Raw genomic sequence first — 25,843 nt, forward strand, 5'->3', positions numbered from 1 at the left:
TAAGGCCATTGAATCAAGCGCGCCTGGGTAAAAACACTCCGGCGGCTTTGCCCGGGGGCGGGCCAGGCGCCATAATGAGGGCTCATTTTTCGAGGATGCTGTTCATGGCTGACGACGCGCGCTCAACCCCCAGGTCGGCAAGCGATGCAAGCGCCCAAATAGGGGAAGTGGCTTACCTGACGGTAACGGCTGTCAATAATACCGGTGCGTTTCTGCGCTGGGGCCCGCCCAAGGACGTGCTACTGCCCTATAGCGAACAGCGCTTTCGCCCCGACCCTGGCAAGCGCGTCCTGGTGATGCTTTACGAGGATGACCAGGGCCGCCCGGTGGCGACGATGCGGCTGGACCGCTTTTTGAGCGACGACGCCACCCCCCTTGAAAACGGCGAGGAAGTCGCCATTATCGTTGCCGACCGTACCGATCTTGGCTTGAAAGTGGTGGTCAATCACCGCTACTGGGGCCTGATCTATCAGGACGACATCACCAAGCCTCTGCGCCGTGGCCAATCGGTCACCGGCTACGTCAAGCAGCGCCGTGAGGATGGCCGCGTGAATATCTCGCTGCTGCCGCCCGGGGCGGCGCGCCTGGACGTGGTGGGCGAGAAAATTCTCGTTGCGCTTCGCGAAAGCGGCGGTTATCTGCCGCTGGGCGATAAAAGCGACGCCCACGCGATCAAGGCGCGCCTGGGGGTCAGTAAAAGCGCCTTCAAGCAGGCGATCGGTCGGCTTTACAAGCAGCAACTGATCACGCTTGCGCCGGATGCAATACGCCTGGTGCCCGGCACTTGAGCCCTGAGGTTGGAGCCGTATCACCAGTGCGGCATACTGCTTCCCTACGTTTATGAATGGATAGTGCCCCGATGAGTCAATCGAATCTGCAGCTTGGCGTCGTGATGGACCCCATCAGCGACATCGCCTACAAAAAAGACACGACCCTGGCCATGCTGTGGGCTGCCCAGGCGCGTGGCTATACCCTCTACTATATGGAGCAGGGCGATCTTTTCATGCAGGCGGGCAAAGCCTACGCACGCATGCGCGCGCTCACCGTGCACCACGACCCGGCGCACTGGTTCGATCTGGGCGAGACCGAGTCGCGTCCGCTGTCGGATCTTGATGCGGTCTTGATGCGCAAGGACCCGCCAGTGGACGCCGAGTTCATCAACGCGGTGCATCTGCTCGGGTTTGCCGAGCGTGAAGGCGTGCTGATCGTCAATCCGACCCCGGCGCTTTTGCAGTGCAACGAGAAGCTCTTCGCCCAGCAGTTCCATGAGTGCTGCACGCCGACGATCGTGGCCAGCCGCGATGACGTACTGCGCGCGTTTCATGCCGAGCACGGCGATGTGATCTTCAAGCCGCTGGATGGCATGGGCGGTACCGGCATCTTTCATATCGGCCCGGACGGGCGCAACATCGGCGCGGTGATCGAGCAGCTCACCCTGCGCGGTCAGCGCCAGATCATGGCCCAGCGCTACCTGCCCGAAATCAAGGATGGCGACACGCGCATTCTGCTGGTGGATGGGGAGCCCGTGCCTTTTGGGCTGGCGCGCATTCCCTCTGCCGGTGAAACCCGGGGCAACCTGGCCGCCGGTGGGCGTGGCGTAGCCCGCGAGCTCACCGAGCGCGACCACTGGCTGATCGACCAGGTCAAGCCGACCATCAAGGAAAAGGGCCTGATGTTCGTAGGCCTCGACGTCATCGGCGATTACATTACCGAGATCAACGTCACAAGCCCTACCTGTGTGCGCGAAATCGACGACCAGCGCGGGACCGATATCGCAGGCTTGCTACTGGACGCCGTCGAGCGTCGGCTCGCCTCGTAAGGCCCAATAACCCGCGATTTACTGCACATCAAGCGAGGCGCGCTGGATTTCCGCGCGCCATAGGAGACGCATGCAAAGCTTAAAGCACCACTTTTTAATGGCCATGCCGCACCTGGATGATGCCAACTTCGCCGGTAGTCTGATCTATCTGTGCGACCACGATCACAACGGCTGCATGGGCGTGATTCTCAATAGCCCGATGGATATCACCCTCGATACGCTGTTCGAGCAGCTCTCGCTGGGCGGAGACGACAGCCCCCATCGCAATGCGCCGGTTTACTACGGCGGGCCGATGCACAAGGACCGCGGCTTTATTCTGCATGTGGGCGAAAGCCAAGCGTGGGACTCAAGCGTCCAGGTCGATGACAATATCGCGCTGACCACCTCGATGGATATTCTTAAAGCGCTGGCCGATGGCGAAGGCCCCGAGCAGTTTCTGGTCTGCTTGGGTTGCTCTGGCTGGGAAGTGGGTCAGCTCGAAGAGGAACTCAAGGACAATAGCTGGTTGACCGTGGAAGGCGACGGCGGCGTTATTTTCGAAACCCCGCCCGCTGAGCGGCTGGCCGCCGCCGCCGGTATTCTCGGCGTCGACCTTAATCTGATGACCCGCGATGCAGGACACGCCTAATGGCCATGGCGGGTCAGCGCCTGATACTTGCCTTCGATTACGGCACGCGGCGTATCGGCGTAGCGGTGGGCAACGAGCTTTTAAGAAGCGCCCGTGAACTCGACCCTCTAAGTGCCCGGGACGGCATTCCGGACTGGCAGCGTGTCGAGGCGCTATTAAAGGAGTGGCAGCCGGATCTGCTGGTGGTGGGCCTGCCGCTCAACATGGACGGCAGCGAATCGGCCATGAGCACCCGGGCACGCAAATTCGGCAACCGCCTGCACGGGCGCTTTGGCAAACCGGTCGAGATGGTCGACGAGCGTGGTTCCACCCGCGAGGCCAAGGCGATCGCCCGGGAGGCGGGGCATCGGGGCAATTACCGTGAAGAGAGTGTCGACGGCATTGCCGCCGTGCTGATACTGGAAGGCTGGTTCGCCCACCAGGAAGGCTTACCCGGCGGGCGGCTTTCGCTCTAAAGAGCGCTCTTTAAAGAGCGCTTTTTAATGCTCGTCGTTTCTACACGACCCAAATGGCCAGGGCGTCAGATATCCAGCGTGCCGGTTTGGCCGGGCACGAACCAGCGTACCGGGCGCAGATCCTCGGCGATCAGCCCATCCACTTTCAAAAGCGTGGCAAAAATGGCCATACGCATGGGGATGCCGTTATCGGTCTGGCGGAAAATCGCCAGCCGCGGGTCGCCGTTGAGATCCACGTCGAGATCGTTGGCCTGGGCCCGGCTGTCCCGCGGCAGCGGATGCATCACGATGGTGGATTTGCCGCAGTACTGGTCCAGAAACGCCTTGTTCACCACGAAGTCGCTGGAAAGCCCCTTGAAGCCCTCGTTCATTTCTTCGGTGAAGCGCTCTTTTTGAATCCGCGTGGTGTACACCACGTCCAGGTCGCTGAAGTCCATGCCCAGATGTTCGCGTGTCTCTACCCGGTGGCCGCGGGATGTCACCAGGTCGATAAGCGAGGTCGGCATCTCCAGGCCCGGCGGCGAGACCAGCGTAATTCGCAGCGGGTCATATAAAGAGAGCAGCTTGATCAGCGAGTGTACGGTGCGGCCGTACTTCAAATCCCCGGTCAATAGAATGTGCGCACCGCTTAACGTCTTGCCGAGGCGCTGAAACTCCTTGTCGATCGTATAAAGGTCTAAAAGCGCCTGGCTTGGGTGCTCGCCGGGGCCGTCGCCCCCGTTGATGACCGGCACGTTGGTTGCCTCGGCAAACTCGGCCACCGACCCCTGGTCGGGGTGGCGCATCACGATGGCGTCGCAGTAGCCGCTCATGACCCGGCTGGTATCGTAAAGCGACTCGCCTTTCGCCATGGAAGAGAAGGTAAAGCCGGTGGTATCGCACACGCTGCCCCCCAGACGACAAAACGCGGCGTTGAAGCTCACGCGGGTACGCGTACTGGCTTCGAAAAACAGATTACCCAACACCGCGCCTTCCAACACGCGAGTAACCTGCTGGCGGCTGGCGATGGGCTCCATTTGCGCGGCAACGCGTAAAAGGTGGTTAACGCTTTCGCGGTTTAATGAGTCAACGGATAGCAGATGGGGGCTCATCACGGACCTCGGTGAAATGGTGGGCGAGAGCGCTAGTGTAACCGCCAACCCGCACCTTGCCGAAACGCTTTAATAAGCTTCCTGTATCCATCGAAGCATTTTGTTCAAAAAGGCCTTGCACTCAAGCCTTCGAATCCGTAAAGTACGCATCCGCTGCCGGGGACGCAAGGCGTTGCCAGCGGTGAATGAGAGTGAAAACTCTCGGTTTGTCAGGAGGTTAGCGGTTTTTTTGTTCGCTCGCTTCACTCGCCAAAATCGGCGGTTGACAAATTCAAGGATGAGCGTAGAATACGCCTTCCTCGCTACGGCAACCGGCTCAGGTCATCGAGTCAAGTATTAGTCGAAGCGAAACCGCTCTTTAACAATTTGATCAGGTAATTCATGTGGGCGTTTGCCGATGAGGGTGACAAGTCACCTTATATCAAGGCAAGCGCACAAGAAGAATTTTCGAATTCTTCAAATTCGTTTGAACCTTGAGCCAGGATTGATTCGCCTCTGCGTCACGTCTTCGTATGTGGGGCAGGCAAGAATCACAATGATTTTAAACTGAAGAGTTTGATCATGGCTCAGATTGAACGCTGGCGGCAGGCTTAACACATGCAAGTCGAGCGGTAACAGGTCCAGCTTGCTGGACGCTGACGAGCGGCGGACGGGTGAGTAATGCATAGGAATCTACCCGGTAGTGGGGGATAACCTGGGGAAACCCAGGCTAATACCGCATACGTCCTACGGGAGAAAGGGGGCCTCTGGCTCCCGCTATCGGATGAGCCTATGTCGGATTAGCTGGTTGGTGAGGTAACGGCTCACCAAGGCAACGATCCGTAGCTGGTCTGAGAGGATGATCAGCCACATCGGGACTGAGACACGGCCCGAACTCCTACGGGAGGCAGCAGTGGGGAATATTGGACAATGGGCGCAAGCCTGATCCAGCCATGCCGCGTGTGTGAAGAAGGCTTTCGGGTTGTAAAGCACTTTCAGCGAGGAAGAACGCCTGGCGGTTAATACCCGCCAGGAAAGACATCACTCGCAGAAGAAGCACCGGCTAACTCCGTGCCAGCAGCCGCGGTAATACGGAGGGTGCAAGCGTTAATCGGAATTACTGGGCGTAAAGCGCGCGTAGGTGGCATGACAAGCCGGTTGTGAAAGCCCCGGGCTCAACCTGGGAACGGCATCCGGAACTGTCACGCTAGAGTGCAGGAGAGGAAGGTGGAATTCCCGGTGTAGCGGTGAAATGCGTAGAGATCGGGAGGAATACCAGTGGCGAAGGCGGCCTTCTGGACTGACACTGACACTGAGGTGCGAAAGCGTGGGTAGCAAACAGGATTAGATACCCTGGTAGTCCACGCCGTAAACGATGTCGACCAGCCGTTGGGTGCCTTGTGCACTTTGTGGCGAAGTTAACGCGATAAGTCGACCGCCTGGGGAGTACGGCCGCAAGGTTAAAACTCAAATGAATTGACGGGGGCCCGCACAAGCGGTGGAGCATGTGGTTTAATTCGATGCAACGCGAAGAACCTTACCTACCCTTGACATCCTGCGAACCCGGGAGAGATCCCGGGGTGTCTTCGGAAACGCAGAGACAGGTGCTGCATGGCTGTCGTCAGCTCGTGTTGTGAAATGTTGGGTTAAGTCCCGTAACGAGCGCAACCCTTGTCCCTATTTGCCAGCACGTAATGGTGGGAACTCTAGGGAGACTGCCGGTGACAAACCGGAGGAAGGTGGGGACGACGTCAAGTCATCATGGCCCTTACGGGTAGGGCTACACACGTGCTACAATGGCCGGTACAAAGGGCTGCGAACTCGCGAGAGTAAGCGAATCCCAGAAAGCCGGTCTCAGTCCGGATCGGAGTCTGCAACTCGACTCCGTGAAGTCGGAATCGCTAGTAATCGTGGATCAGAATGCCACGGTGAATACGTTCCCGGGCCTTGTACACACCGCCCGTCACACCATGGGAGTGGACTGCACCAGAAGTGGTTAGCCTAACTTTGGAGGGCGATCACCACGGTGTGGTTCATGACTGGGGTGAAGTCGTAACAAGGTAGCCGTAGGGGAACCTGCGGCTGGATCACCTCCTTAAACGATGCGTCACTCTCCCGGCAAGCGCTCACAATGAATTACCTGATCAAGTAGCTGTTGAATGAGCAGTGATAAGTCAATCGCCTTCGGCGATGCCTTATCACTGCTTATGGCAGTCGCTCTTTAACAATGTATATCATGCTGACAGTATCGAATGACGATATGAAGACAAGTGCCTTTAGGGTGGCTGTGTTTATAGCGTGATCTCGATACGCAATTGTTTTGTGATACGTTTCAAGCGTATCCGGCAATCGTTGTCATTGCGGGATCCAGACTCCTTCGGGTTATAGGGTCAAGCAATGAAGCGCACACGGTGGATGCCTAGGCAGTCAGAGGCGATGAAAGACGTTGTAGCCTGCGATAAGGTTCGGTGAGGTGGCAAACAACCTGCGACCCGGACATCTCTGAATGGGGAAACCCACTGACCACAAGGTCAGTATCGTATCCTGAATACATAGGGATACGAGGCGAACCGGGGGAACTGAAACATCTAAGTACCCCGAGGAAAAGAAATCAACCGAGATTCCCCCAGTAGCGGCGAGCGAACGGGGACCAGCCCTTAAGCATGTGAATGGCTAGACGAACGGATTGGGAAGTCCGGCCGTAGCGGGTGATAGCCCCGTAGTCGAAAGTCTGATCATGTGAAATCGAGTAGGTCGGGGCACGAGAAACCCTGATTGAAGACGGGGGGACCATCCTCCAAGGCTAAATACTCCTGACTGACCGATAGTGAACCAGTACCGTGAGGGAAAGGCGAAAAGAACCCCGGCGAGGGGAGTGAAATAGATCCTGAAACCGTGTGCGTACAAGCAGTAGGAGCCCACTTGTTGGGTGACTGCGTACCTTTTGTATAATGGGTCAGCGACTTATATTCAGTGGCGAGCTTAACCGATAGGGGAGGCGTAGCGAAAGCGAGTCTTAACTGGGCGACCAGTCGCTGGATATAGACCCGAAACCGGGCGATCTATCCATGAGCAGGGTGAAGGTTGAGTAACATCAACTGGAGGCCCGAACCAGGATCTGTTGAAAAAGATTTGGATGACTTGTGGATCGGAGTGAAAGGCTAATCAAGCCCGGAGATAGCTGGTTCTCCTCGAAAGCTATTTAGGTAGCGCCTCACGTATCACCACCGGGGGTAGAGCACTGTTTCGGCTAGGGGGCCATCCCGGCTTACCAACCCGAGGCAAACTCCGAATACCGGTGAGTGCAGCGTGGGAGACACACGGCGGGTGCTAACGTCCGTCGTGAAAAGGGCAACAACCCGGACCGTCAGCTAAGGTCCCCAAATCCTGGTTAAGTGGGAAACGATGTGGGAAGGCTCAGACAGCTAGGAGGTTGGCTTAGAAGCAGCCATCCTTTAAAGAAAGCGTAATAGCTCACTAGTCGAGTCGGCCTGCGCGGAAGATGTAACGGGGCTCAAACCAGGTACCGAAGCTACGGGTTCATCCTTAGGGATGAGCGGTAGAGGAGCGTCGTGTAAGCCGATGAAGGTGGATCGAGAGGTCTGCTGGAGGTATCACGAGTGCGAATGCTGACATGAGTAACGATAAGGGGAGTGAAAAACTCCCCCGCCGGAAGACCAAGGTTTTCTGTTCGATGCTAATCAGAGCAGAGTGAGTCGGCCCCTAAGGCGAGGCCGAAAGGCGTAGTCGATGGGAAACGGGTCAATATTCCCGTACCGGATGTCATTGCGATGGGGGGACGAAGAAGGCTAGGTGAGCCAGGCGTTGGTTGTCCTGGTGAAAGCGAGTAGGCCTGGGTCTCAGGTAAATCCGGGACCCTTTAAAGCCGAGACGCGAGACGAACGGATTACGATCCGGAAGTCACTGATGCCACGCTTCCAGGAAAAGCCTCTAAGCTTCAGATGACATGCGACCGTACCCCAAACCGACACAGGTGGTCAGGGTGAGAATCCCAAGGCGCTTGAGAGAACTCGGGTGAAGGAACTAGGCAAAATGGTGCCGTAACTTCGGGAGAAGGCACGCCGGATTAGGGTGAGAGGACTTGCTCCTTCAGCCCGAACCGGTCGAAGATACCAGGTGGCTGCAACTGTTTAGTAAAAACACAGCACTCTGCTAACGCGCAAGCGGACGTATAGGGTGTGACGCCTGCCCGGTGCCGGAAGGTTAAGTGATGGTGTTAGCCCTCTGGGCGAAGCTCTTGATCGAAGCCCCGGTAAACGGCGGCCGTAACTATAACGGTCCTAAGGTAGCGAAATTCCTTGTCGGGTAAGTTCCGACCTGCACGAATGGCGTAATGATGGCCACGCTGTCTCCACCCGAGACTCAGTGAAATTGAAATCGCCGTGAAGATGCGGTGTACCCGCGGCTAGACGGAAAGACCCCGTGAACCTTTACTATAGCTTCACACTGGATACTGATGTTGCCTGTGTAGGATAGCTGGGAGGCTTTGAACTCCGGACGCCAGTTCGGAGGGAGCCAACCTTGAAATACCAGCCTGGCATCATTGGTGTTCTCACTCGGGTCCGTTATCCGGATCGAGGACAGTGTGTGGTGGGTAGTTTGACTGGGGCGGTCTCCTCCCAAAGAGTAACGGAGGAGCACGAAGGTACCCTCAGCACGGTCGGACATCGTGCAATGAGTGCAAGAGCATAAGGGTGCTTGACTGCGAGACAGACACGTCGAGCAGGTGCGAAAGCAGGTTCTAGTGATCCGGTGGTTCTGTATGGAAGGGCCATCGCTCAACGGATAAAAGGTACTCCGGGGATAACAGGCTGATACCGCCCAAGAGTTCACATCGACGGCGGTGTTTGGCACCTCGATGTCGGCTCATCACATCCTGGGGCTGAAGTCGGTCCCAAGGGTATGGCTGTTCGCCATTTAAAGTGGTACGCGAGCTGGGTTTAGAACGTCGTGAGACAGTTCGGTCCCTATCTGCCGTGGGCGTTGGATGTTTGAGAAGGGCTGCTCCTAGTACGAGAGGACCGGAGTGGACGCACCTCTGGTGTTCCGGTTGTCACGCCAGTGGCATTGCCGGGTAGCTATGTGCGGACGGGATAACCGCTGAAAGCATCTAAGCGGGAAGCCCCCTTCAAGATGAGACATCCCCGAGGCCTCGAGCCTCCTGAAGGGCCCAGCGAGACCAGCTGGTTGATAGGCACGGTGTGGACGCGCTGCAAGGCGTTGAGCTAACGTGTACTAATGGCCCGTGAGGCTTGACCCTATAACACCCAAGGGGTCTGGTCCTGTAGTGACAACGACGCTCGATAGAGCACCGGATACATTGAAACGATCACAAAACGTCAGCCGATATACATTGAAAGTTACGCCTGACGACCATGGCTTGCGTGAACCACCCGATCCCTTGCCGAACTCGGAAGTGAAACCGCAACGCGCCGATGGTAGTGTGGGGTCTCCCCATGCGAGAGTAGGTTATCGTCAGGCACCTCTTCGAAAAAGCCCCGAGCACTTTGTGTTCGGGGCTTTTTTATGCGCGCAGGAAAAGGAAAACGGCCCGAACAGGGCCCGCCACGGTGCCTCCGCTCCCCTGTAGGAGCCCGATTCATCGGTGGTCCGACACCTCGGCGATGGCGGCGCCCAGCCGCCCGGGGTTGAATCCGGCACCGTGCCGGCCATCCACCCCGGCGGCGCGGTGCGCCGCATCGCGGCCTGAAGCCTGCTCCTGCAATGTCCTGCGCCGGTATAGCACGCTGCCCACTCACGCCGGATCGCCGTTTGTGTCAAAATGCACGTCTCAAGGAGGATTGCCATGACACAGATGCGCTGGGAGCAGCTGCTCTCGCCCCGCCGTTTGCACGACAAGCGCTCAACCACTGGCCGTGAAATGGGGCGTACTCCGTTTCACAAGGACCACGACCGCATCGTATTCTCGGGCTCGTTTCGTCGGTTGGGTCGCAAGACCCAGGTTCATCCGCTGACCGAAAACGACCATATCCATACCCGCCTGACCCACTCCCTGGAAGTAGGCTGCGTTGGGCGCTCGCTGGGCATGATCGTAGGCGAGCTGCTTCAGGACCAGCTCCCGGCATGGATTACACCGGCGGATCTGGGCGTGATCGTGCAGACCGCCTGCCTGGGTCACGATATCGGCAATCCCCCCTTTGGCCACGCCGGCGAGTACGCCATTCGCGACTGGTTCCGCCGCGCCCAGGGCAGCGGGCTGCTGGAGGGGTTGTCCGAGGCCGAGTGTGAGGACTTGCTTACCTTCGAAGGCAACGCCCAAGGCTTTCGGGTCATCACCCAGATCGAGTACAACCAGTTCAACGGCGGTATGCGTCTCTCGGCAGCGACGCTGGGGACGCTGCTGAAATACCCCTGGACGGCGCGCTACGGCGGCCGGGCGGGCAAATTTGGTTGCTATCAGTCCGAGCAGGCGTTACTCAAAGAGGTAGCCGAGGCGGTGGGCCTTTTACCCCAGGGCGAGCAGCGCTGGTGTCGCCACCCGTTGGCGTGGCTGGTCGAAGCCGCAGACGACATCTGCTACGCGCTGCTCGACCTGGAAGATGGCCTGGAGATGGGCATTCTGCGCTATGAAGAGGTCGTCGAGATTCTGCGGCAGGTCGCCGGCGAGTTTCCGCCGGAGTACGACGAGATGCTCAGCCGTAACGTCTCTCAACGCCGGCGTATTGCGCTATTGCGCGGGGCCGCCATGGAACGCGCGGTCAACGAAGTAGCCTCGGTATTCGTGCAAAACGAGCAGGCACTGTTGACCGGCACACTGGGCGACGATTTGCTGGAACTTTGCCATCCGGACCTGGGGTGGGGGGTACAGGCTGCTAAACAGTTGGCAAGAGAGCGGATCTTTCAAAACGAGCGCAAGGCGAAGCTCGAGATCGGCGCCTATACGACGCTAGGGATTCTGTTGGAGGCGTTTATCGGTGCGGCCCACGAGCTGCATCACACCGGGCAGAGCTCGTTCAAGCATCAGCGCGTATTGGCGCTGATTGGTGAGAACACGCCACTGCCCTCCTGGACGCTTTACGACAGCTATCGGCGGATGCTCGATTTCATCGGCGGGATGACCGATCACTACGCGGTGGATTTGGCGCAGGAGATGGGCGGTCGGCTGCGCGGCGACTAAAGGCGTTATACCGACGGCTGACGCAGATGGCGGGGTTCCATGATCCGTGAGCGCTCCATGAGCACATGAATGACCTTGTCATGCATGATATCGCTAAGCGGCCCCGTCGTGATGTGGTTTAGCTGACGCGAGAGCTGCTCGCCGCTGACCACCATCACATCCGGCGCGGCTTCACTCGTGTCGATCTCCCAGCCGGGTAGCACCAGTACGCCTTTCACCTTGACGGGTACGCCGCAGCGCTGCTCCAGCCACTGAGAAAGCCAGGCCACCCCTTGGCGGGTTTTATGCAACGGGCGGCGCTCCTGCCAGTGGGGAAAGCGCAACCGTTCACGCTCGACCGCGACCTGGTTGTCCTCTTTACCCTGGGTATTGATCGCCAGCGTGCGCGCCCGGGTTTCCACGACGAAGACGCCTTGCGGCGTGACCACGACATGGTCGAGGGTGAAGCTATCGGTAGGCACGTCGTGAAACACGTAATAGGGATGCGCTTCGGGGCGAATCATCCGCTCGAGTTCCTGGCCGACGGCCAGCTCGCAAGCGAGCCCCAGTTTGAGCCGACGAATGCGCTGGTAGTCGCGAATCAAAAGCAGCGAAAATGCCACCACCAACAGCGTACTCAGCAGGCCGTAGAGCGCCCATTCGATCCACTCCTGACGGACCACGAACAGCATGCGCCCCATGCCGTAGACCAGCGGTGCAAGGCTTATGATAGGGCCTAGTGCACCGTTTAAAAACAGGCTGGAATAGGCCTGGTCGAGGCGGTGGCGAAGGGCTTGACCCGGTTCGCGTAGCGGTGCATCGAAGGGCGATTGGACCCGCGCATCGTGCAGGCTGCGCAGCGCCAGAACGACGCTGGCCATGGCGGCCATCGGGAACAGGAAAATGAGCGGTAGCAGGTAATCCAGCCAAACCATTGCAGTGCCTTACCGGTAAGCAGAGTCACTCTGCGGTGTTTGCCTGGCGGGTCGTCTAGCCACCCGCCAGCTTGACCTTGTAGCCCATCGCTTCAAGCGCCGCTTTTAGCGTTTCGCGATGGTCCCCTTGAATCTCGACGATACCGTCTTTCACCGCGCCGCCGGTACCGCAGCGCTTCTTGAGCGTCTTGGCAAGCGTTTTGAGTTCTTCACCGCCAAGCGGAATGCCACTTAGCGTGGTGACCCCTTTGCCCTTACGTCCGCTGGTTTCGCGGCGGATGCGCACGATGCCATCGAGGGCTTCGATCCGCGCCTGTTCGCTGGCCTCTTCGCAGCGACACTGCTCGACCGGTTCGCGGCAATCGGGGCAGGTTTTACCCTGTTCGGTTGAGTATACAAGACCACCCAACTGGTCACGTAATGACGCCATACTGTTTCTCTACTAACGATTCGGGTATTGCCGCGGGCTCTCGTTCGAAGGCCAGACGCTCCACCACCCCGGTCAACTCGCGCATGCTGCGAATCTCGAGCGCACCCTCGGGCGTGGTTTCTGTCTCGGGAAAGCGGTTGAGGTGGATGACCGTCATCCCCGCTTTCAAGGCGGCGCGCACGCCGACCAAGGCATCATCGATGGCGATGCACTCACCGGCGCTATACCCCATGATACTGGCTGCGTGTAAATGTAGACAGGGTTCGGGCTTCCAGCAGTTGGCCGTATAGCCACTGAAAAAGCGCTTACCGAAGTAGGTGTCTAACCGAGTAGCCTTGAGGGCGGTCTGAATCTTGGTTTCCGGACCGTTGGAGACCACGGCGCTGGGAAAATGGCTCAGATTTTCGAGCGCATCGTACACCCCGGTTAGCGTCGTAAGTTCCTGGGCGAGGCGAAAAGCCAAATTTTCGCGCATGGTGCGCTCGGCCTGATCGAGGGTTTCGACATCGACGGCGCCGAAACGGGCCTGAAGCTCGGCGACGATATTGCGAAAGCGCGCGCCGCGGAATTCACCCATGTAATCGCTACGTTCGAAGGGCAGCCCGACACTGCTCAGCGCCGTGGCCATCTCTTCGGCAAGAAGGGGTTCGCTATCAACCAAAGTGCCATCACAATCGAACAACAAAAGTGGAAGCGGCATCGTTGATCCTTGCAGCGTTTCGCTGCGTGTAGTGATAAAAGCCGACCGTTGGCCTATTGAACGAGATTTTTAGGGTTTTGTGAACACTGTTTTATAATTTTTTTACAGTTATATATTACCGCCGCGGCCCTTTTGGGGCTGCGGGTAATGGCAGGGAATGGCAAAAAGCGTGTTAAAACCTTCACCTAACGACTCAAGCTACAACGACGAAAGCTAATCCGGCGCAAACCGCGCCGATGCAAAAGCTAAAACCTTAGCGCGTGAGTCGGCGGGAGTTGGCCCGGCTGCGGCGATGGTAGGGCGAAAGCGTGTTTTGGCTGGTGACCCACCAGGGCGCGTAATGGCCGCTTAGCGCGTTAAGAAAGGTCTTTTGCATCACCATTCCGGCTTCCAGGCTCGCCTCGATTTTCTCGGTAACCATGCGCTGATTCTCCAGCATCATCGAGGGGCTGAAAAACGGCTGCGTCTGCCATAACTTTTGTCGCTCGGTAATCGTCGAAAGCGAGGTGCTCCAAAGCTCGAAAGCCATGAAGCCCGCTTTGTAGATGCCCATGACGGGCAGAAAGGGGGCGCTAAACGGCGTTTGTTTCATAAGAGCTACCTGTAACGATGCGGGATAGGCGCCCAAGCGCCCCTAAGCGCCATACTACACCGATGCTGCGCTGCAACAACCGTTTTAGCGCCTGGGGCGGGCAAATAAAAAAGGCGGCCAGGGCCGCCTTTTCTTTACGTGTGGAACCCGGCGTTATTTTACCTTGGGATCCAGCTCGCCGCGCGCGTAGCGCTCAAACATCGCTTCCAGGTTGATCGGCTTGATCTTGCTGGCGTTACCGGCGGTGCCGAAGGCCTCATAACGGGCGATACACAGATCGCGCATGGCCGTGACGGTCTCTTTCAGGAATTTACGCGGGTCGAATTCAGCCGGGTTCTGCGCCAGAAAACGACGTACCGCGCCGGTGGAGGCCAGGCGCAGGTCGGTGTCGATGTTGACCTTGCGCACGCCGTGCTTGATACCTTCGACGATTTCGTCGACGGGCACGCCGTAGGTTTCCGGAATCTCGCCGCCGTACTGGTTGATGACATCCAGCCACTCCTGGGGCACCGAGGAGGAGCCGTGCATCACCAGGTGGGTGTCGGGAATGCGGGCGTGGATCTCCTTGATCCGCTGGATCGAGAGCGTATCGCCGGTGGGCGGCTGGGTGAACTTGTAGGCGCCGTGACTGGTACCGATGGCGATGGCCAGCGCGTCCACGTGGGTCGCCTTGACGAACTCAGCGGCCTCTTCCGGGTCGGTGAGAAGCTGCTCCATATCGAGCTTGCCTTCCGCGCCGATGCCGTCCTCTTCACCGGCCATGCCGGTTTCCAGGCTGCCCAGACAGCCAAGCTCGCCCTCGACGGAAACACCGCAGGCGTGGGCCATTTCCACCGTGCGACGGGTCACGTCGACGTTGTAGTCGTAGTCCATGGGTGTCTTGCCATCTTCACCGAGTGATCCGTCCATCATCACCGAGGAGAAGCCGAGCTGAATCGAGCGCTGGCATACCGCGGGGCTGGTGCCATGGTCCTGATGCATGGCCACGGGGATATGCGGAAACTCTTCGACCGCGGCGAGAATCAGGTGGCGCAAAAACGGCGAACCGGCGTACTTGCGCGCCCCCGCCGAGGCCTGAATGATGACCGGCGAGTCGGTTTTGTCTGCGGCCTCCATGATGGCGCGCATCTGCTCGAGGTTGTTGACGTTGAAGGCCGGGATGCCGTAGCCCTGCTCGGCGGCGTGGTCGAGCATTTGGCGCATGCTGATTAAAGCCATGAAGTCACCTTAAGTTTGTCTGTCTTGATGGATGAGGTGGATGCAATTATCGGGTGCCGCGGGCGGCGGCTTCAAGGGCGGTCACGGCGGGGAGCTCCTTACCCTCGACGTACTCTAAAAACGCGCCTCCTCCGGTCGAGATATACGAGACGCGGTCACTGATGGCGTACTTGTCGATAGCCGCCAGGGTGTCGCCCCCGCCGGCAATCGAGAACGCCGGGCTTTCGGCGATGGCGTTGGAAAGCGCCTCGGTGCCCTTACCGAACTGATCGATTTCGAACACCCCCACCGGGCCGTTCCATAAAATGGTACCCGCCTCTTTCAAAAGGCCGGCCAAACGCTTGGCGGTCTCAGGGCCGATATCCAGAATCATCTCGTCGTCATTGACCTGGTCGACCGGCTTGACCGTCGCTTCAGCGGATTCGGAAAACTCAGTGGCGACCACCACGTCCGTCGGCAGCGGGATATCGACCGTGGCCATCAGCGTTTTGGCCTTGTCGACTAGCTCCGCCTCGTAAAGCGATTTGCCCACATTGTAGCCTGCCGCAGCGATGAACGTGTTGGCAATCCCGCCGCCGACGATCAGCTGGTCGCATTTTTCGGAAAGCGCGTTGAGCACGTCGAGCTTGGTGGAGACTTTCGAGCCGCCGACGATCGCCGTCATCGGGCGCTTCGGGTTGGCCAGCGCCTTCTCCAGCGCCTCCAGCTCCTGGGCCAGCAGCGGGCCGGCGCAGGCTTTTGGCGCAAAGCGTGCAACGCCGTGGGTCGAGGCCTGAGCGCGGTGAGCGGTGCCGAAGGCGTCCATTACGAAAATATCGCAAAGCGCAGCGTAGCGCTTGGCAAGCGCCTCGTCGTCGCCTTTCTCGCCGCGGTTGAAGCGTACGTTTTCGAGTAGCACCACCTGGCCGTCATCGAGGGTCGGCGGCTGCTCCAGATAGTCGGTCGAGAGCGTGACCGGCTGGCCCAGAAGCTCACTCAAGCGTTCGGCGACCGGGGCCAGCGAGAACTCCTGTGCCGACTCGCCTTCGGTAGGCCGGCCCAAATGACTCATCAGCATGACCTTGGCCCCTGCGCTTACCGCCGCTTGAACGGTCGGCAAAACGGCGCGCAGGCGCGCATCACTCGACACACGGCCATGCTTGATCGGTACGTTCAGGTCCTCACGGATCAGTACACGTTGTCCTTGAAGTGATAATTCGGACATTTTTTGCACGTTCATCTAAGCGACTTCCTTGTGGTTGGGCAGTGACGCGTCATGGTTTCGAGCGCGCGGTGGCGGTCAAAGTGGCCAGGCGTTGGCTGATGTCCAGCATACGGTTGGCAAAGCCCCATTCGTTATCGAACCAGCAGAGCAGCTTGACCAGGCGCTTGCCGGCTACGCGGGTCTGGGTAGCATCCAGAATGCCCGAGTGCGGGTCGTGATTGAAGTCTATCGACGCCATCGGTGCCTCGGTATAACCCAGTACCCCGGCCAAGCGCGTTTCGGCAGCCTGGCCCAGCAGCGCGTTGACCTCGCAAGCGTCGGTATCGCGGCGCACGGTGAGCGAGGCGTCCATGGCCGAAACGTTAATCGTCGGCACGCGCACGTGCAAGCACTCGAAGCGTCCGGCAAAGCGCGGCATCAATCGACTGATACCCACGGCCAGGCCCGTGTCCACGGGCACGATGGAGTGCATCGCCGAGCGGGTCAGGCGAAGATCGGTCTGGTGGTAGGCATCGATCACCGGCTGGTCGTTCATGGCCGAGTGGATGGTCGTGGTGACGCCGTGCTCCAGGCCCAGCGCCTCGTCCAGCACGGTCAAAAGCGGCACCAGACAGTTGGTCGTACACGAAGCCGCCGACAGAATGCGCTGCTCGAGCGAAAGCGAATCCTCGTTGATGCCCCATACGATGGTGGCATCCACGTCCGATTCCGCCGGCTGGGAGAACAGCAGTCGCTTCGCGCCGGCTTCGATATGTTTTTCGGCGGTGACGCGGTCCTTGAAACTGCCCGAGCACTCCAGCACCAGGTCGATGCCAAGCGAGCGCCAGGGCAGCTTCGCCGGGTCGGGCTCGTTGAGTATCTGGATGCGCTGGCCACCCACGATGAGCGCTTCGCCGTCGTTTTCCACCTCGCCTGGAAAGCGCCCATGAGTGGTGTCGAACCGGGTGAGGTAGGTGATCGTTGCCAGGTCCGAGCGCTCGTTGATCGCCACGACCTCGAGCTCCGTGGGGCCGCGCTCGATCAGCGCACGCAAAACGCACTGGCCGATACGGCCGTACCCGTTGATGGCGATGCGGTATGTCCTGGAATCGGCCATGGCGTGGCGGCTCTTCAAAAAACGGTGGGGCCGTAGCGGCCGTAAATGCTTGGGATAATAGCGTATTTTAAGCTCCGGCTCCTACCAGCTGCCAGGCAAACGGCAGTAAAAGCGCGGTAAAAATGCCTGTCAGGCTCATGCCTAGCGAGGCGAAGGCGCCGGCTGCCGGGCTGATGTCGAAGGCCCGTACGGTGCCGATGGCGTGACCGTTGAGCCCTAACGCAAAGCCGATCAGCCGGTCGTCGTCGATCTTCAAAAGCCTTGCGGCGGCGGCGGTACAGGCCGCCGTGGTCACGCCGGTGACCAGCAGCGCCCCCAGCATCAGGGCGACTGACCCGCCGATCTCCTCGGTAATACCGATTGCGATGGGCGCGGTCACCGATTTGGCCGCCAACGACGACAAAAGCGCCGGCGGCACGCCCAGTAGCCAGGCGATCCCCAGGGCGTAGCAGGCGGCCAGGCTGGCGGCCAAGGGTAAACAGACCAGAAGCGGGCGCCAGAGCGCGCGAATGTGGGGGAGCTGCTGGTGAAGCGGCAAGCCCAGCGCCACGGTGGCGGGGCCGAGCAAAAGCGTTAGCCACGTCGCCCCTTCCCGGTAAACCTCGTAGGGCAGGTCGATCAAGGCGAGGGTGGCCGCCAGTAAAAGCGCGGCAATCAGCACCGCCGGTAGCCAAGCGGGTCGCTTCAAGCGGATAAATAGTGCGTTGGCCAAAAGGTACGCCGCCAGCGTCAACGCAACAGCAAAAAGCGGCGTGGTGGACAGCGTTTCGAGCAAGCCGTTAGCGGGCACGGGGGGCGTCCATCAGGCGTTTGAGAAGCCAAAGCGTGGTGACGACGCTTAAAAGCGTGCCCACCACTAACGCAAACAAAATGGCCAGCCACTGACCGCCCAGCTCGTCGAGGATAAAAAACACCCCGACGACGCCGGGCATGATCAACATGGCCAACATCGCGATCAGCGGCTGGGCCGCGGCGGCAAGCGGTGCGGGCACGCGGCGCAGCACGATCAGCGTGGCGGTCAGCGCAAGCATTCCCACCACGCCGGAAGAGACGGGGAGGCCGGTGAAATGGATCACCGCCTCCCCGATCAGGTAGTAGCCAATCAGCCACAAGAAACCGGTTAACGCAGGCATTGTGGCCTATGACCTATCCGTTTCGATTTAACCCAACAGCTCATGGGCTTGGGTGACGACGTTTTCGACGGTAAAGCCGAAGTGCTTGAACAGATCGCCTGCCGGTGCGGACTCACCAAAGGTGGTCATGCCGATTACCCGGCCATCCAGGCCCACGTACTTGTACCAGTAATCGGCGTGGGCCGCCTCGATGGCGATACGCTTGGTCACCGCCTTGGGTAGCACGCTCTCCTTGTACTCGGCGTCCTGACCGTCGAAACGGTAGGTCGAAGGCATGGAGACCACGCGAACGGCGCGCCCTTGGCCTTCGAGCTCGGCGGCGGCGTCCATGGCCAGACCCACTTCCGAGCCGGTGGCGATCAAAATCAGCTCCGGGGTGGCCTCTGAGTCCTTCAACACGTAGCCACCGCGCTGAATGGCCGCCAACTGCGCCTTGGTACGCGGCTGGTGGGGCAGGTTCTGGCGTGAGAATACCAGCGCCGTGGGCCCGGAGCGGCGTTTGAGCGCCGCATCCCAGGACGCCATGGTCTCGACGGCGTCACACGGGCGCCAGGTCGAAAGGTTCGGCGTGGTGCGAAGGCTTGTAAGCTGCTCGACCGGCTGGTGGGTCGGGCCATCTTCGCCCAGGCCGATGGAGTCGTGGGTGAACACGTAGATCGCGTGATTACCGATGAGCGAGGCCATCCGCACGGCGTTACGCATGTACTCCATAAAGATCAAAAAGGTCGCGCCGTAAGGCACGAAGCCGCCGTGCAGGGCAATGCCGTTCATCACCGCGCCCATACCGAACTCGCGCACACCATAGTGCAGATAGCTGCCGTTCGGGTCTTCCGCGGTGATCGCCTTGGTGCCTTCCCAAAAGGTCAGGTTAGAAGGCGCCAGGTCGGCGCTGCCGCCCAGAAGCTCGGGCATTTGCGGGCCGATGGCATTGAGCGCGGCCAGCGATGCCTTACGCGACGGAATGCTTTCGCCTTTCTCCTGGGCTTTTTCGATCAGCGCCTCGGTACCCAGTTCCGCGGGCAGTTCACCTTTCATGCGGCGTTTGAACTCGCGGGCGAGCTCCGGGTGGGCCTCAGCGTAGCGGGCAAAACGCTCGTTCCAGGCTTCCTGATTCTTCTTGCCCGCTTGACGGGCATCCCAGGCCGAGTAGATCGGCTCGGGCACATGAAACGGCGCGTGCGCCCAGTCAAGCTGTTTGCGCGCTGCGGCGATTTCTTCATCCCCCAGCGGGGCGCCGTGGGCGTCTTCTTTACCCTGCTTGTTGGGCGCGCCGAAGCCGATAATGGTCTTGCAGATGATCAGACTCGGCCGGTCGCTTTGCTTGGCAAGCTCGATGGCCGCCTTGATCTCGTCCGGCTTGTGGCCGTCGACGTTGGGCACCACGTGCCAGCCGTAGGCCTCGAAGCGCTTGGCGGTGTCGTCGGTGAACCAGCCCTCGACCTCGCCATCGATGGAAATGCCATTGTCGTCATAAAGCGCGATCAGCTTGCCCAGCTGCTGGGTGCCGGCAAGCGATGCCGCCTCGTGGGAAATGCCTTCCATCAGGCAGCCATCGCCCAAAAAGCACCAGGTGTGGTGATCGACCACGGTGTGGCCGGGGCGGTTGAACTGCGCCGCCAGGGTCTTTTCGGCAATTGCAAAGCCCACCGCGTTGGCAAAGCCCTGACCAAGCGGCCCGGTGGTGGTTTCGATACCCGGCGCGTAGCCGAACTCCGGGTGGCCCGCGGTGGGCGAGTGGAGCTGACGAAACGCCTGCAGGTGCTCGAGGCTCACGTCGTAGCCGGTGAGGTGTAAAAGCGAGTAGAGCAGCATCGAGCCGTGACCGTTGGAGAGCACGAACCGGTCGCGGTCGGCCCATTTCGGGTCTTCGGGGTTGTGCTTGAGGTAGTCATTCCACAGCACCTCGGCGATATCCGCCATTCCCATGGGGGCGCCAGGATGGCCGGATTTGGCCTTTTGGACGGCATCCATGGAAAGGGCGCGAATGGCGTTGGCCAGCTCAAAACGGGACGGCATGGGGTGCTCCTCGCCTAAACGAAAACGGTAAAGGCGCTATTGTCGCTGACTTCCCCGGCCCCGGCAAATTATAGGCGCGCGTTGTGGGAAGACGGGGCCCTTGCGTGTAAACTTTACCGTTTAAGGTGGCACCGCCGCTTTATGACTCTGGCAGGGTGCCTCCTGCCATGATTTTCCTGATGCTGTCAGCTGGCAGCCGTCGTACGAGGGCCGAGCGCGTAATGAGCGAATATTCCCTGTTTACCTCCGAATCCGTTTCCGAGGGGCACCCCGATAAAATTGCCGACCAGATTTCCGATGCGGTGCTGGATGCGATCATCGCCCGGGACAAGCAGGCGCGCGTGGCCTGCGAAACCCTGGTGAAAACCGGCGTGGCGATCATCGCCGGCGAGATCACGACCTCCGCCTGGGTCGATCTGGAAACCCTGGTGCGCGATGTGATCACCGAGATCGGCTATACCTCTTCACAAGTGGGCTTCGACGGTGCCACCTGCGGCGTGGTGAATCTGATCGGTAAGCAGAGTGTGGAGATCGCCCAGGGCGTGGATCGCACCAAGCCCGAAGATCAGGGCGCCGGCGACCAGGGCCTGATGTTTGGCTACGCCACCAACGAAACCGACTCCTACATGCCGGCGCCGATTCACTATTCGCACCGCCTTGTAGAGCGCCAGGCCGAGCTTCGTAAAAACGGCATGCTGCCCTGGCTTCGCCCGGACGCCAAAAGCCAGGTGACCTTCCGTTACGACGCCAAAGGCCAGCCCTGCGGCGTGGATGCCGTGGTGCTCTCGACCCAGCACGACCCGGAGATCGCCCAGGAAGACCTGCGCCGCATGGTTCAGCGCGAAATCATCGAAGAAGTGCTGCCCGCCGAATGGCTGGATGAGAACACTCAGTACCACATCAACCCGACGGGCAAGTTCGTCATCGGCGGCCCGGTGGGCGACTGCGGCTTGACCGGGCGCAAGATCATCGTCGACACCTACGGCGGCATGGCCCGCCACGGCGGCGGCGCGTTCTCGGGCAAGGACCCGTCGAAAGTGGACCGCAGTGCCGCCTACGCCGGGCGCTACGTGGCCAAGAACGTGGTCGCCGCGGGCCTGGCGGACAAGTGTGAAATCCAGGTGTCCTACGCCATCGGCGTGGCCGAGCCGACCTCGGTCGCCATCGACACTTTCGGCACCGGTAAGCTCGACGACGCGCGCATCGTCGAGCTGGTGCGCGAGCACTTCGACCTGCGTCCCTACGCGATTACCAAAATGCTCGATCTGCTGCACCCGATGTATCAGCTCACCGCGGCCTACGGCCACTTCGGCCGCGCGCCCTTCGAGCACAGCTACCAGTGGGTCGACGACAAGGGCGAGACGCGCACTGAAACCTTCACGGCGTTCCCCTGGGAGAAGATCGACAAGGCCGACGCGCTGCGCCGCGCCGCCGGGCTTTAAGTCGAACGCTGGCTAGACAACGCCCCCGGTTACCCCGGGGGCGTTTTTTTGTGGGCGAAAGCGTCGTTTTAGCCTAGGCTTGGCTATGAATAGTTAGGCTCGGGGCAGAATAATGAACGTCAAACGACCCAGACACGCCCACGCGCGAACCGCGTATTATCTGATCGCCGCCCTCGGGATGGCGCTCTGGACGCTGCTTTGGCCGCTCGCGGCAAAAGCCGATGCCTGCCCCCCTTGGCCCGAGGCGCAGCTGGCGCTGGAAACCCAGGCGCTCGCCGAACAAATCGCACTGTGGGATTTGAGCTACCACGCCGAGGGCGTTGGCCTGGTGAGCGACACGCTTTATGACCAGGCCGTCGCGCGGTTGAGCGAGTGGCAGCGGTGTTTGGGGCAAACGCCGACGCATCGCCCGCTCGAAGGCGTAGTGCGCACCACCTCGACCCGGCATCACCCGGCGGCCCAGACCGGGCTTGAAAAAGCCGACGAAGACGGCGTGCGCCGTTTTACCACTCGGCGGGAAAACCTTTGGATTCAGCCCAAGGTGGACGGCGTGGCGGTGACGCTGCGCTACGCGCAGGGCACGCTGGTCGAGGCAGTGAGCCGCGGAGACGGCGAACGCGGCCAGGACTGGATCGCACGGGCGCAAAGAATCGACACCGTACCCAACGAACTCCCTCAAGCCATCGATGCCATCTTCCAAGGCGAGCTCTACTGGCGGCTGGAGGACCACGTTCAGTCCCAGGAGCCGGACAGCGGCGCGCGAGGTCTAGCGGCCGGCGCCATGGCCCAGCGCAGCCCAAGCGTAGAGACGCTTAAGCGCATTGGCCTGTTCGTCTGGGATTGGCCGGATGGGCCCACCGACATGGCCGCGCGGCTGGAAGCGCTTGCATCGCTTGGTTTCGATACCGGTGCCTACACCCATCATCTCGACGCCGAACAGGACGCCGCCTACTGGCGCGATGTCTGGTTCAATGCGCCGCTGCCCTTTGCCACCGACGGCGTGGTTATCAAGCAGGCCGAGCGGCCCGGGGTGCAGAGCTGGTCCTCATCGCCTCCTGAGTGGGCCATCGCTTGGAAATATCCGCCGTCCCAGGCGTTGGCCATGGTGCGTGGGGTAGAGTTTCGCGTGGGCCGCACCGGGCGGGTCACGCCGCTTTTATGGCTCGACCCGGTCATGCTCGATGGCCGACGCATCAGCCGGGTGTCGCTTGGCTCGCTGGATCGCTGGGAACAATGGGACGTGCGCCCCGGCGATCAGGTCGCCGTCGAGCTTGCCGGGCTGACCATCCCCCAGGTGAGCGAGGTGGTCTGGCACACCCGCGAACGCGGCGAGCTCACCCCACCCGCACCCGAGCAGTATAACCTTCTAAGCTGCTTTACGTTGACGCCGGATTGTCATGATCAGTTGCTGGCGCGGCTGACCTATTTGGGCGAGCAACTGGGTATGAGTGGCGTCGGCGAAGGTACCTGGCGCGCGCTGCTGGATGCGGGCCAGGTGGACGGCCTTTTAGCCTGGCAGCGGCTAAGCCACGAGGAGTTAACCCGCGTTTCCGGCATTGGCACGGCCCGCGCCGAGGCGCTGATGGGGGCGTTCGGTCAGGCCCGTCGCGCCTCCTTCGAAGCCTGGCTGACCGCGCTGGGCATGCCGCCCGGCGGCGATGCGCGCTTGGGTGACTGGGAAGCGCTGCGCGCGCTAAGCGCGGATGAGTGGCAAGCACGGCCCGGGGTGGGCCCGGTGCGCGGCGAGGCGCTGGCCGCGTTTTTCAGCCACCCGGAGGTCACCCGCATGGCCACGCAGCTAAGAGCCTACCGGGTAGCGGGCTTTTAGCCAGACCCTAACCCAGGCCGGTGATCGAGAGCATCGCTCCCAGGTAAAGCGGAATTAAAAGCGGTGCCAGCAACGTACTCACCAATACCGCCAATGCCCCTTTCTGGGGCTGAATACCGAGCTCCATGGCAACCACCACGACGTTGGAAGCCATGGGCACTACGCTCAAGAGCAAAAGCGCCAAGCCAAGCTCCAAAGAAATCGGGGTGAGCGCGCCAAGCGCCAGCACGATGACGAGCATCAATACCGGCCAAAGCACATAGCGAAGCCCCAAGCAGGCCAGGATGAAGCGCGTATCCCAGGCGGCAAGCTTTACCTGGCTTAGCGTCATGCCGATGATCATCATCCCTAGCAGCGTAAACGTGGCGGGAAATACCGCCAGGGACTCCATGACCGGCGCGGGGAGCGCCACCGACAGCGCGCTCAGCAAAAGCGCCGAGGCAAACGCGTAGAGCAGCGGCAGCCGGCTGATCTTGGTAAGACTCTGGCGCACCGTAAACTGCCCCCGGGCGCTTAGATAAAAGCCCACGGTGAACTCGTAGAGATTGATTCCCAGCATGCAGAAAAGATAAAGCGTGACGCCTTCCGGTGGGAGCAGCACCAGGGCGATGGGCAGGCCGAAGTAGCCGGTGTTGCCAGTGCCCGAGGAGAACGCCAAAAGCGCGCCTTCGTGCGGGCCGAGGTAGCGCCGGCCGACGCGGTTGACCAGTAGCGCAATAGTGCTGGTCAGGATAAAAAGCGCAAGCGTCAGCCCCAGGTAATCGATGGTGGGCTCGCCGTTCATGAGCGCTCTAAAAATGGTCAGCGGCGCGATCACATAGACCAGCAGCGTGGCAATGGGCTGCGGGTTTACTTGCAAGCGCCGCGCGGCGATAAAGCCCAGCGCGATAAATCCCAACAGTGTGAGCAAGGGGCCCATCAGCGTGGCCGAGGATAAGTCCATGGTGTCGTCCCAATGAAAATCAGCGGTGAGTATGAATCAGATTAAAGTAAAACCGTGGAATCTTTCATTAGCCGCGGCCCGGCCAAGCGGCGACAATGGCTACACTATCACCTTTTAAGCCCACCGCGAGGCCCGCCATGAGCCGCCAAGAACATCCGTTAGGTATCAGTTTCGAGTTCTTTCCGCCCAGCACCGATGCCGGGCGCGAGAAGCTGATTCATGTGCGCGATGAGCTGGCCGCCATCAACCCACGCTTTTTCTCGGTGACCTACGGCGCCGGCGGCTCCACCCAGGCCCGCACCCAGGATATCGTGCGCCGAGTGAGCGAAACTGGCATCACCACCGCGCCGCACCTCTCATGTATCGGCAGCGAAAAGGCGCAGCTGCGCGATCTTCTCGCCCAGTACCGGGAAGAGGGCGTGAATAGCCTGGTGGCGCTGCGCGGCGATCTGCCATCGGGCATGGCGAGCATCGGTGAGCTGCGCTACGCCAACGAGCTGGTCGAGTTCATCCGCGCGGAGACCGGCGATCATTTCGAAATCGCCGTGGCCGCCTATCCGGAATCTCATCCACAGGCCGTCAATTTGGAGCGGGATGTGGATAACTTTGCGCGCAAGATGCAGGCCGGCGCCAACATGGCGATCACCCAGTACTTCTTCACCGCCGACGCTTACTTCCACTTCGTCGAGCGCGTCCGGGCTCGCGGCATCAAGGCGCCGATCATTCCTGGCATCATGCCGATCACCAATTACACCAAGCTTGCGCGCTTTTCCGATGCCTGTGGCGCAGAGATCCCCCGCTGGATGCGCAAACAGCTCGAGTCTTACGGCGACGACAGTGACGCGATTGGCGAATTCGGTACCGAGGTAATCAGCCGGCTTTGCCAGCGCCTGCTCGAAGGCGGCGCCCCAGGCCTGCACTTCTACACGCTGAATCAGTCCGCGCCGGTATTGAAAGTCGTGGATAACCTCGTCGGTTGATAAGTTGCGCTCAACGCAGTCTCGAGCAACCCTACGCGGGGCGCTATAAATACATCCATGTACGCTACTTTCGCCATCTGACCGCCATGGACGGCGGGAATGGCGAAAACGAAGGAGCAGTTTTTCGGCCCTGGCGAAAAATCCCCGCTACGGGTTGCTCGAGCCTGCTCTTGCGAGTCCCATAAAAACGCCCGCTCAAGTCACCTTGAGCGGGCG

20 protein-coding genes and 3 rRNA genes are annotated in these 25,843 nt (G+C 60.3%); 11 read left to right on the forward strand and 12 right to left on the reverse strand.

Annotation, left to right across the window (positions count from 1 at the left end):
• Positions 1 to 104: 104 nt before the first annotated feature.
• From ACWHRL_RS00180 to ruvX, 4 genes are all read left to right on the forward strand, one after another.
• Entirely contained in the window at positions 105 to 788 is a 684-nt protein-coding gene (locus ACWHRL_RS00180) for a CvfB family protein (protein ID WP_447894794.1), read from the forward strand.
• A 71-nt stretch (positions 789 to 859) separates the two neighbouring features.
• Positions 860 to 1,819 (forward strand): glutathione synthase, encoded by a 960-nt coding sequence (gene gshB / locus ACWHRL_RS00185; RefSeq protein WP_447894795.1) that lies wholly within the window; start codon positions 860 to 862, stop codon positions 1,817 to 1,819.
• A 70-nt stretch (positions 1,820 to 1,889) separates the two neighbouring features.
• The gene (locus ACWHRL_RS00190; protein ID WP_447894796.1) at positions 1,890 to 2,447 is read left to right on the forward strand and encodes a YqgE/AlgH family protein; all 558 of its coding nucleotides are present in this window, start codon (positions 1,890 to 1,892) and stop codon (positions 2,445 to 2,447) included.
• Positions 2,447 to 2,902: a Holliday junction resolvase RuvX gene (ruvX, locus tag ACWHRL_RS00195; protein WP_447894797.1), complete on the forward strand. Its 456-nt coding sequence runs from the start codon at positions 2,447 to 2,449 to the stop codon at positions 2,900 to 2,902. Before ACWHRL_RS00190 ends, ruvX begins: the two co-directional genes overlap by 1 nt.
• A gap of 65 nt (positions 2,903 to 2,967) precedes the next feature.
• Here the strand turns inward: ruvX and pyrB are convergent, their stop codons facing one another.
• Positions 2,968 to 3,993 (reverse strand): aspartate carbamoyltransferase, encoded by a 1,026-nt coding sequence (gene pyrB, locus ACWHRL_RS00200; protein ID WP_447894799.1) that lies wholly within the window; start codon positions 3,991 to 3,993, stop codon positions 2,968 to 2,970.
• A gap of 543 nt (positions 3,994 to 4,536) precedes the next feature.
• Between pyrB and ACWHRL_RS00205 the strand changes: the two genes are divergently transcribed.
• The 4 genes from ACWHRL_RS00205 (at position 4,537) to ACWHRL_RS00220 (ending at position 11,131) form a co-directional block, all read left to right on the forward strand.
• Positions 4,537 to 6,070, forward strand: a 16S ribosomal RNA gene (locus ACWHRL_RS00205).
• Between the two features lie 290 nt (positions 6,071 to 6,360).
• Positions 6,361 to 9,253: ribosomal RNA gene (locus ACWHRL_RS00210) — 23S ribosomal RNA — on the forward strand.
• Positions 9,254 to 9,358: 105 nt separating this feature from the next.
• Positions 9,359 to 9,474 (forward strand): 5S ribosomal RNA (rrf, locus tag ACWHRL_RS00215).
• Together the 16S, 23S and 5S rRNA genes form the textbook arrangement of a ribosomal RNA operon.
• Positions 9,475 to 9,799: 325 nt before the next feature.
• Positions 9,800 to 11,131, forward strand: coding sequence for a deoxyguanosinetriphosphate triphosphohydrolase (locus ACWHRL_RS00220; RefSeq protein ID WP_447894800.1), 1,332 nt, complete (start codon positions 9,800 to 9,802; stop codon positions 11,129 to 11,131).
• 5 nt (positions 11,132 to 11,136) lie between these two features.
• Here ACWHRL_RS00220 and ACWHRL_RS00225 read toward each other — a convergent pair whose 3' ends face one another.
• From ACWHRL_RS00225 to tkt, 10 genes are all read right to left on the reverse strand, one after another.
• Positions 11,137 to 12,045, reverse strand: a complete 909-nt coding sequence (locus ACWHRL_RS00225) for a nuclease-related domain-containing protein (protein WP_447527302.1) — start codon at positions 12,043 to 12,045, stop codon at positions 11,137 to 11,139.
• A gap of 55 nt (positions 12,046 to 12,100) precedes the next feature.
• Entirely contained in the window at positions 12,101 to 12,475 is a 375-nt protein-coding gene (locus tag ACWHRL_RS00230) for a translation initiation factor Sui1 (RefSeq protein WP_447527303.1), read from the reverse strand.
• Positions 12,459 to 13,175, reverse strand: coding sequence for an HAD family hydrolase (locus ACWHRL_RS00235; protein ID WP_447894801.1), 717 nt, complete (start codon positions 13,173 to 13,175; stop codon positions 12,459 to 12,461). The genes ACWHRL_RS00230 and ACWHRL_RS00235 overlap by 17 nt, the downstream gene beginning before the upstream one ends.
• A gap of 253 nt (positions 13,176 to 13,428) precedes the next feature.
• The gene (locus tag ACWHRL_RS00240) at positions 13,429 to 13,767 is read right to left on the reverse strand and encodes a hypothetical protein (protein WP_447894802.1); all 339 of its coding nucleotides are present in this window, start codon (positions 13,765 to 13,767) and stop codon (positions 13,429 to 13,431) included.
• A gap of 153 nt (positions 13,768 to 13,920) precedes the next feature.
• Entirely contained in the window at positions 13,921 to 14,985 is a 1,065-nt protein-coding gene (fba, locus tag ACWHRL_RS00245) for a class II fructose-bisphosphate aldolase (protein WP_447894803.1), read from the reverse strand.
• A 46-nt stretch (positions 14,986 to 15,031) separates the two neighbouring features.
• Positions 15,032 to 16,204 (reverse strand): phosphoglycerate kinase, encoded by a 1,173-nt coding sequence (locus tag ACWHRL_RS00250; RefSeq protein ID WP_447894804.1) that lies wholly within the window; start codon positions 16,202 to 16,204, stop codon positions 15,032 to 15,034.
• A gap of 34 nt (positions 16,205 to 16,238) precedes the next feature.
• The gene (locus tag ACWHRL_RS00255; RefSeq protein WP_447894805.1) at positions 16,239 to 17,285 is read right to left on the reverse strand and encodes a type I glyceraldehyde-3-phosphate dehydrogenase; all 1,047 of its coding nucleotides are present in this window, start codon (positions 17,283 to 17,285) and stop codon (positions 16,239 to 16,241) included.
• A gap of 67 nt (positions 17,286 to 17,352) precedes the next feature.
• On the reverse strand, positions 17,353 to 18,075 hold the full coding sequence (locus ACWHRL_RS00260; protein ID WP_447894806.1) for an LrgB family protein: 723 nt from the start codon (positions 18,073 to 18,075) through the stop codon (positions 17,353 to 17,355).
• Positions 18,065 to 18,418, reverse strand: a complete 354-nt coding sequence (locus tag ACWHRL_RS00265) for a CidA/LrgA family protein (protein WP_447894807.1) — start codon at positions 18,416 to 18,418, stop codon at positions 18,065 to 18,067. The genes ACWHRL_RS00260 and ACWHRL_RS00265 overlap by 11 nt, the downstream gene beginning before the upstream one ends.
• A gap of 27 nt (positions 18,419 to 18,445) precedes the next feature.
• Positions 18,446 to 20,434, reverse strand: a complete 1,989-nt coding sequence (tkt, locus tag ACWHRL_RS00270) for a transketolase (protein ID WP_447894808.1) — start codon at positions 20,432 to 20,434, stop codon at positions 18,446 to 18,448.
• A 221-nt stretch (positions 20,435 to 20,655) separates the two neighbouring features.
• Between tkt and metK the strand changes: the two genes are divergently transcribed.
• Positions 20,656 to 21,876 carry a methionine adenosyltransferase gene (gene metK, locus ACWHRL_RS00275; RefSeq protein ID WP_447894809.1) on the forward strand — a complete coding sequence of 407 codons (1,221 nt, stop codon included), beginning with the start codon at positions 20,656 to 20,658 and terminating at the stop codon, positions 21,874 to 21,876.
• 112 nt (positions 21,877 to 21,988) lie between these two features.
• Positions 21,989 to 23,704 carry an NAD-dependent DNA ligase LigB gene (ligB, locus tag ACWHRL_RS00280; protein WP_447894810.1) on the forward strand — a complete coding sequence of 572 codons (1,716 nt, stop codon included), beginning with the start codon at positions 21,989 to 21,991 and terminating at the stop codon, positions 23,702 to 23,704.
• A gap of 7 nt (positions 23,705 to 23,711) precedes the next feature.
• On the opposite strand, the gene ACWHRL_RS00285 is transcribed toward ligB, so the two are convergent.
• Positions 23,712 to 24,647: an AEC family transporter gene (locus ACWHRL_RS00285; protein WP_447894811.1), complete on the reverse strand. Its 936-nt coding sequence runs from the start codon at positions 24,645 to 24,647 to the stop codon at positions 23,712 to 23,714.
• Between the two features lie 137 nt (positions 24,648 to 24,784).
• Here ACWHRL_RS00285 and metF point away from each other — a divergent pair, with 137 nt between their 5' ends.
• Complete coding sequence (metF, locus tag ACWHRL_RS00290; protein WP_447527315.1) at positions 24,785 to 25,627, forward strand: methylenetetrahydrofolate reductase [NAD(P)H]; 843 nt, start codon at positions 24,785 to 24,787, stop codon at positions 25,625 to 25,627.
• Positions 25,628 to 25,843 lie beyond the last annotated feature (216 nt).

Source organism: Vreelandella sp. GE22, assembly GCF_968212445.1.

Coding starts and splice junctions, on each gene's coding strand:
- ACWHRL_RS00180 (WP_447894794.1), top strand. CDS start 105: ATGGCTGACGACGCGCGCTCAACCCCCAGGTCGGCAAGCGATGCAAGC.
- ACWHRL_RS00230 (WP_447527303.1), bottom strand. CDS start 12,475: ATGGCGTCATTACGTGACCAGTTGGGTGGTCTTGTATACTCAACCGAA.
- tkt (WP_447894808.1), bottom strand. CDS start 20,434: ATGCCGTCCCGTTTTGAGCTGGCCAACGCCATTCGCGCCCTTTCCATG.
- ligB (WP_447894810.1), top strand. CDS start 21,989: ATGAACGTCAAACGACCCAGACACGCCCACGCGCGAACCGCGTATTAT.
- ACWHRL_RS00225 (WP_447527302.1), bottom strand. CDS start 12,045: ATGGTTTGGCTGGATTACCTGCTACCGCTCATTTTCCTGTTCCCGATG.
- ACWHRL_RS00255 (WP_447894805.1), bottom strand. CDS start 17,285: ATGGCCGATTCCAGGACATACCGCATCGCCATCAACGGGTACGGCCGT.
- ACWHRL_RS00190 (WP_447894796.1), top strand. CDS start 1,890: ATGCAAAGCTTAAAGCACCACTTTTTAATGGCCATGCCGCACCTGGAT.
- ACWHRL_RS00240 (WP_447894802.1), bottom strand. CDS start 13,767: ATGAAACAAACGCCGTTTAGCGCCCCCTTTCTGCCCGTCATGGGCATC.
- ACWHRL_RS00250 (WP_447894804.1), bottom strand. CDS start 16,204: ATGAACGTGCAAAAAATGTCCGAATTATCACTTCAAGGACAACGTGTA.
- metF (WP_447527315.1), top strand. CDS start 24,785: ATGAGCCGCCAAGAACATCCGTTAGGTATCAGTTTCGAGTTCTTTCCG.
- ruvX (WP_447894797.1), top strand. CDS start 2,447: ATGGCCATGGCGGGTCAGCGCCTGATACTTGCCTTCGATTACGGCACG.
- pyrB (WP_447894799.1), bottom strand. CDS start 3,993: ATGAGCCCCCATCTGCTATCCGTTGACTCATTAAACCGCGAAAGCGTT.
- metK (WP_447894809.1), top strand. CDS start 20,656: ATGAGCGAATATTCCCTGTTTACCTCCGAATCCGTTTCCGAGGGGCAC.
- ACWHRL_RS00285 (WP_447894811.1), bottom strand. CDS start 24,647: ATGGACTTATCCTCGGCCACGCTGATGGGCCCCTTGCTCACACTGTTG.
- ACWHRL_RS00220 (WP_447894800.1), top strand. CDS start 9,800: ATGACACAGATGCGCTGGGAGCAGCTGCTCTCGCCCCGCCGTTTGCAC.
- fba (WP_447894803.1), bottom strand. CDS start 14,985: ATGGCTTTAATCAGCATGCGCCAAATGCTCGACCACGCCGCCGAGCAG.
- ACWHRL_RS00235 (WP_447894801.1), bottom strand. CDS start 13,175: ATGCCGCTTCCACTTTTGTTGTTCGATTGTGATGGCACTTTGGTTGAT.
- gshB (WP_447894795.1), top strand. CDS start 860: ATGAGTCAATCGAATCTGCAGCTTGGCGTCGTGATGGACCCCATCAGC.
- ACWHRL_RS00265 (WP_447894807.1), bottom strand. CDS start 18,418: ATGCCTGCGTTAACCGGTTTCTTGTGGCTGATTGGCTACTACCTGATC.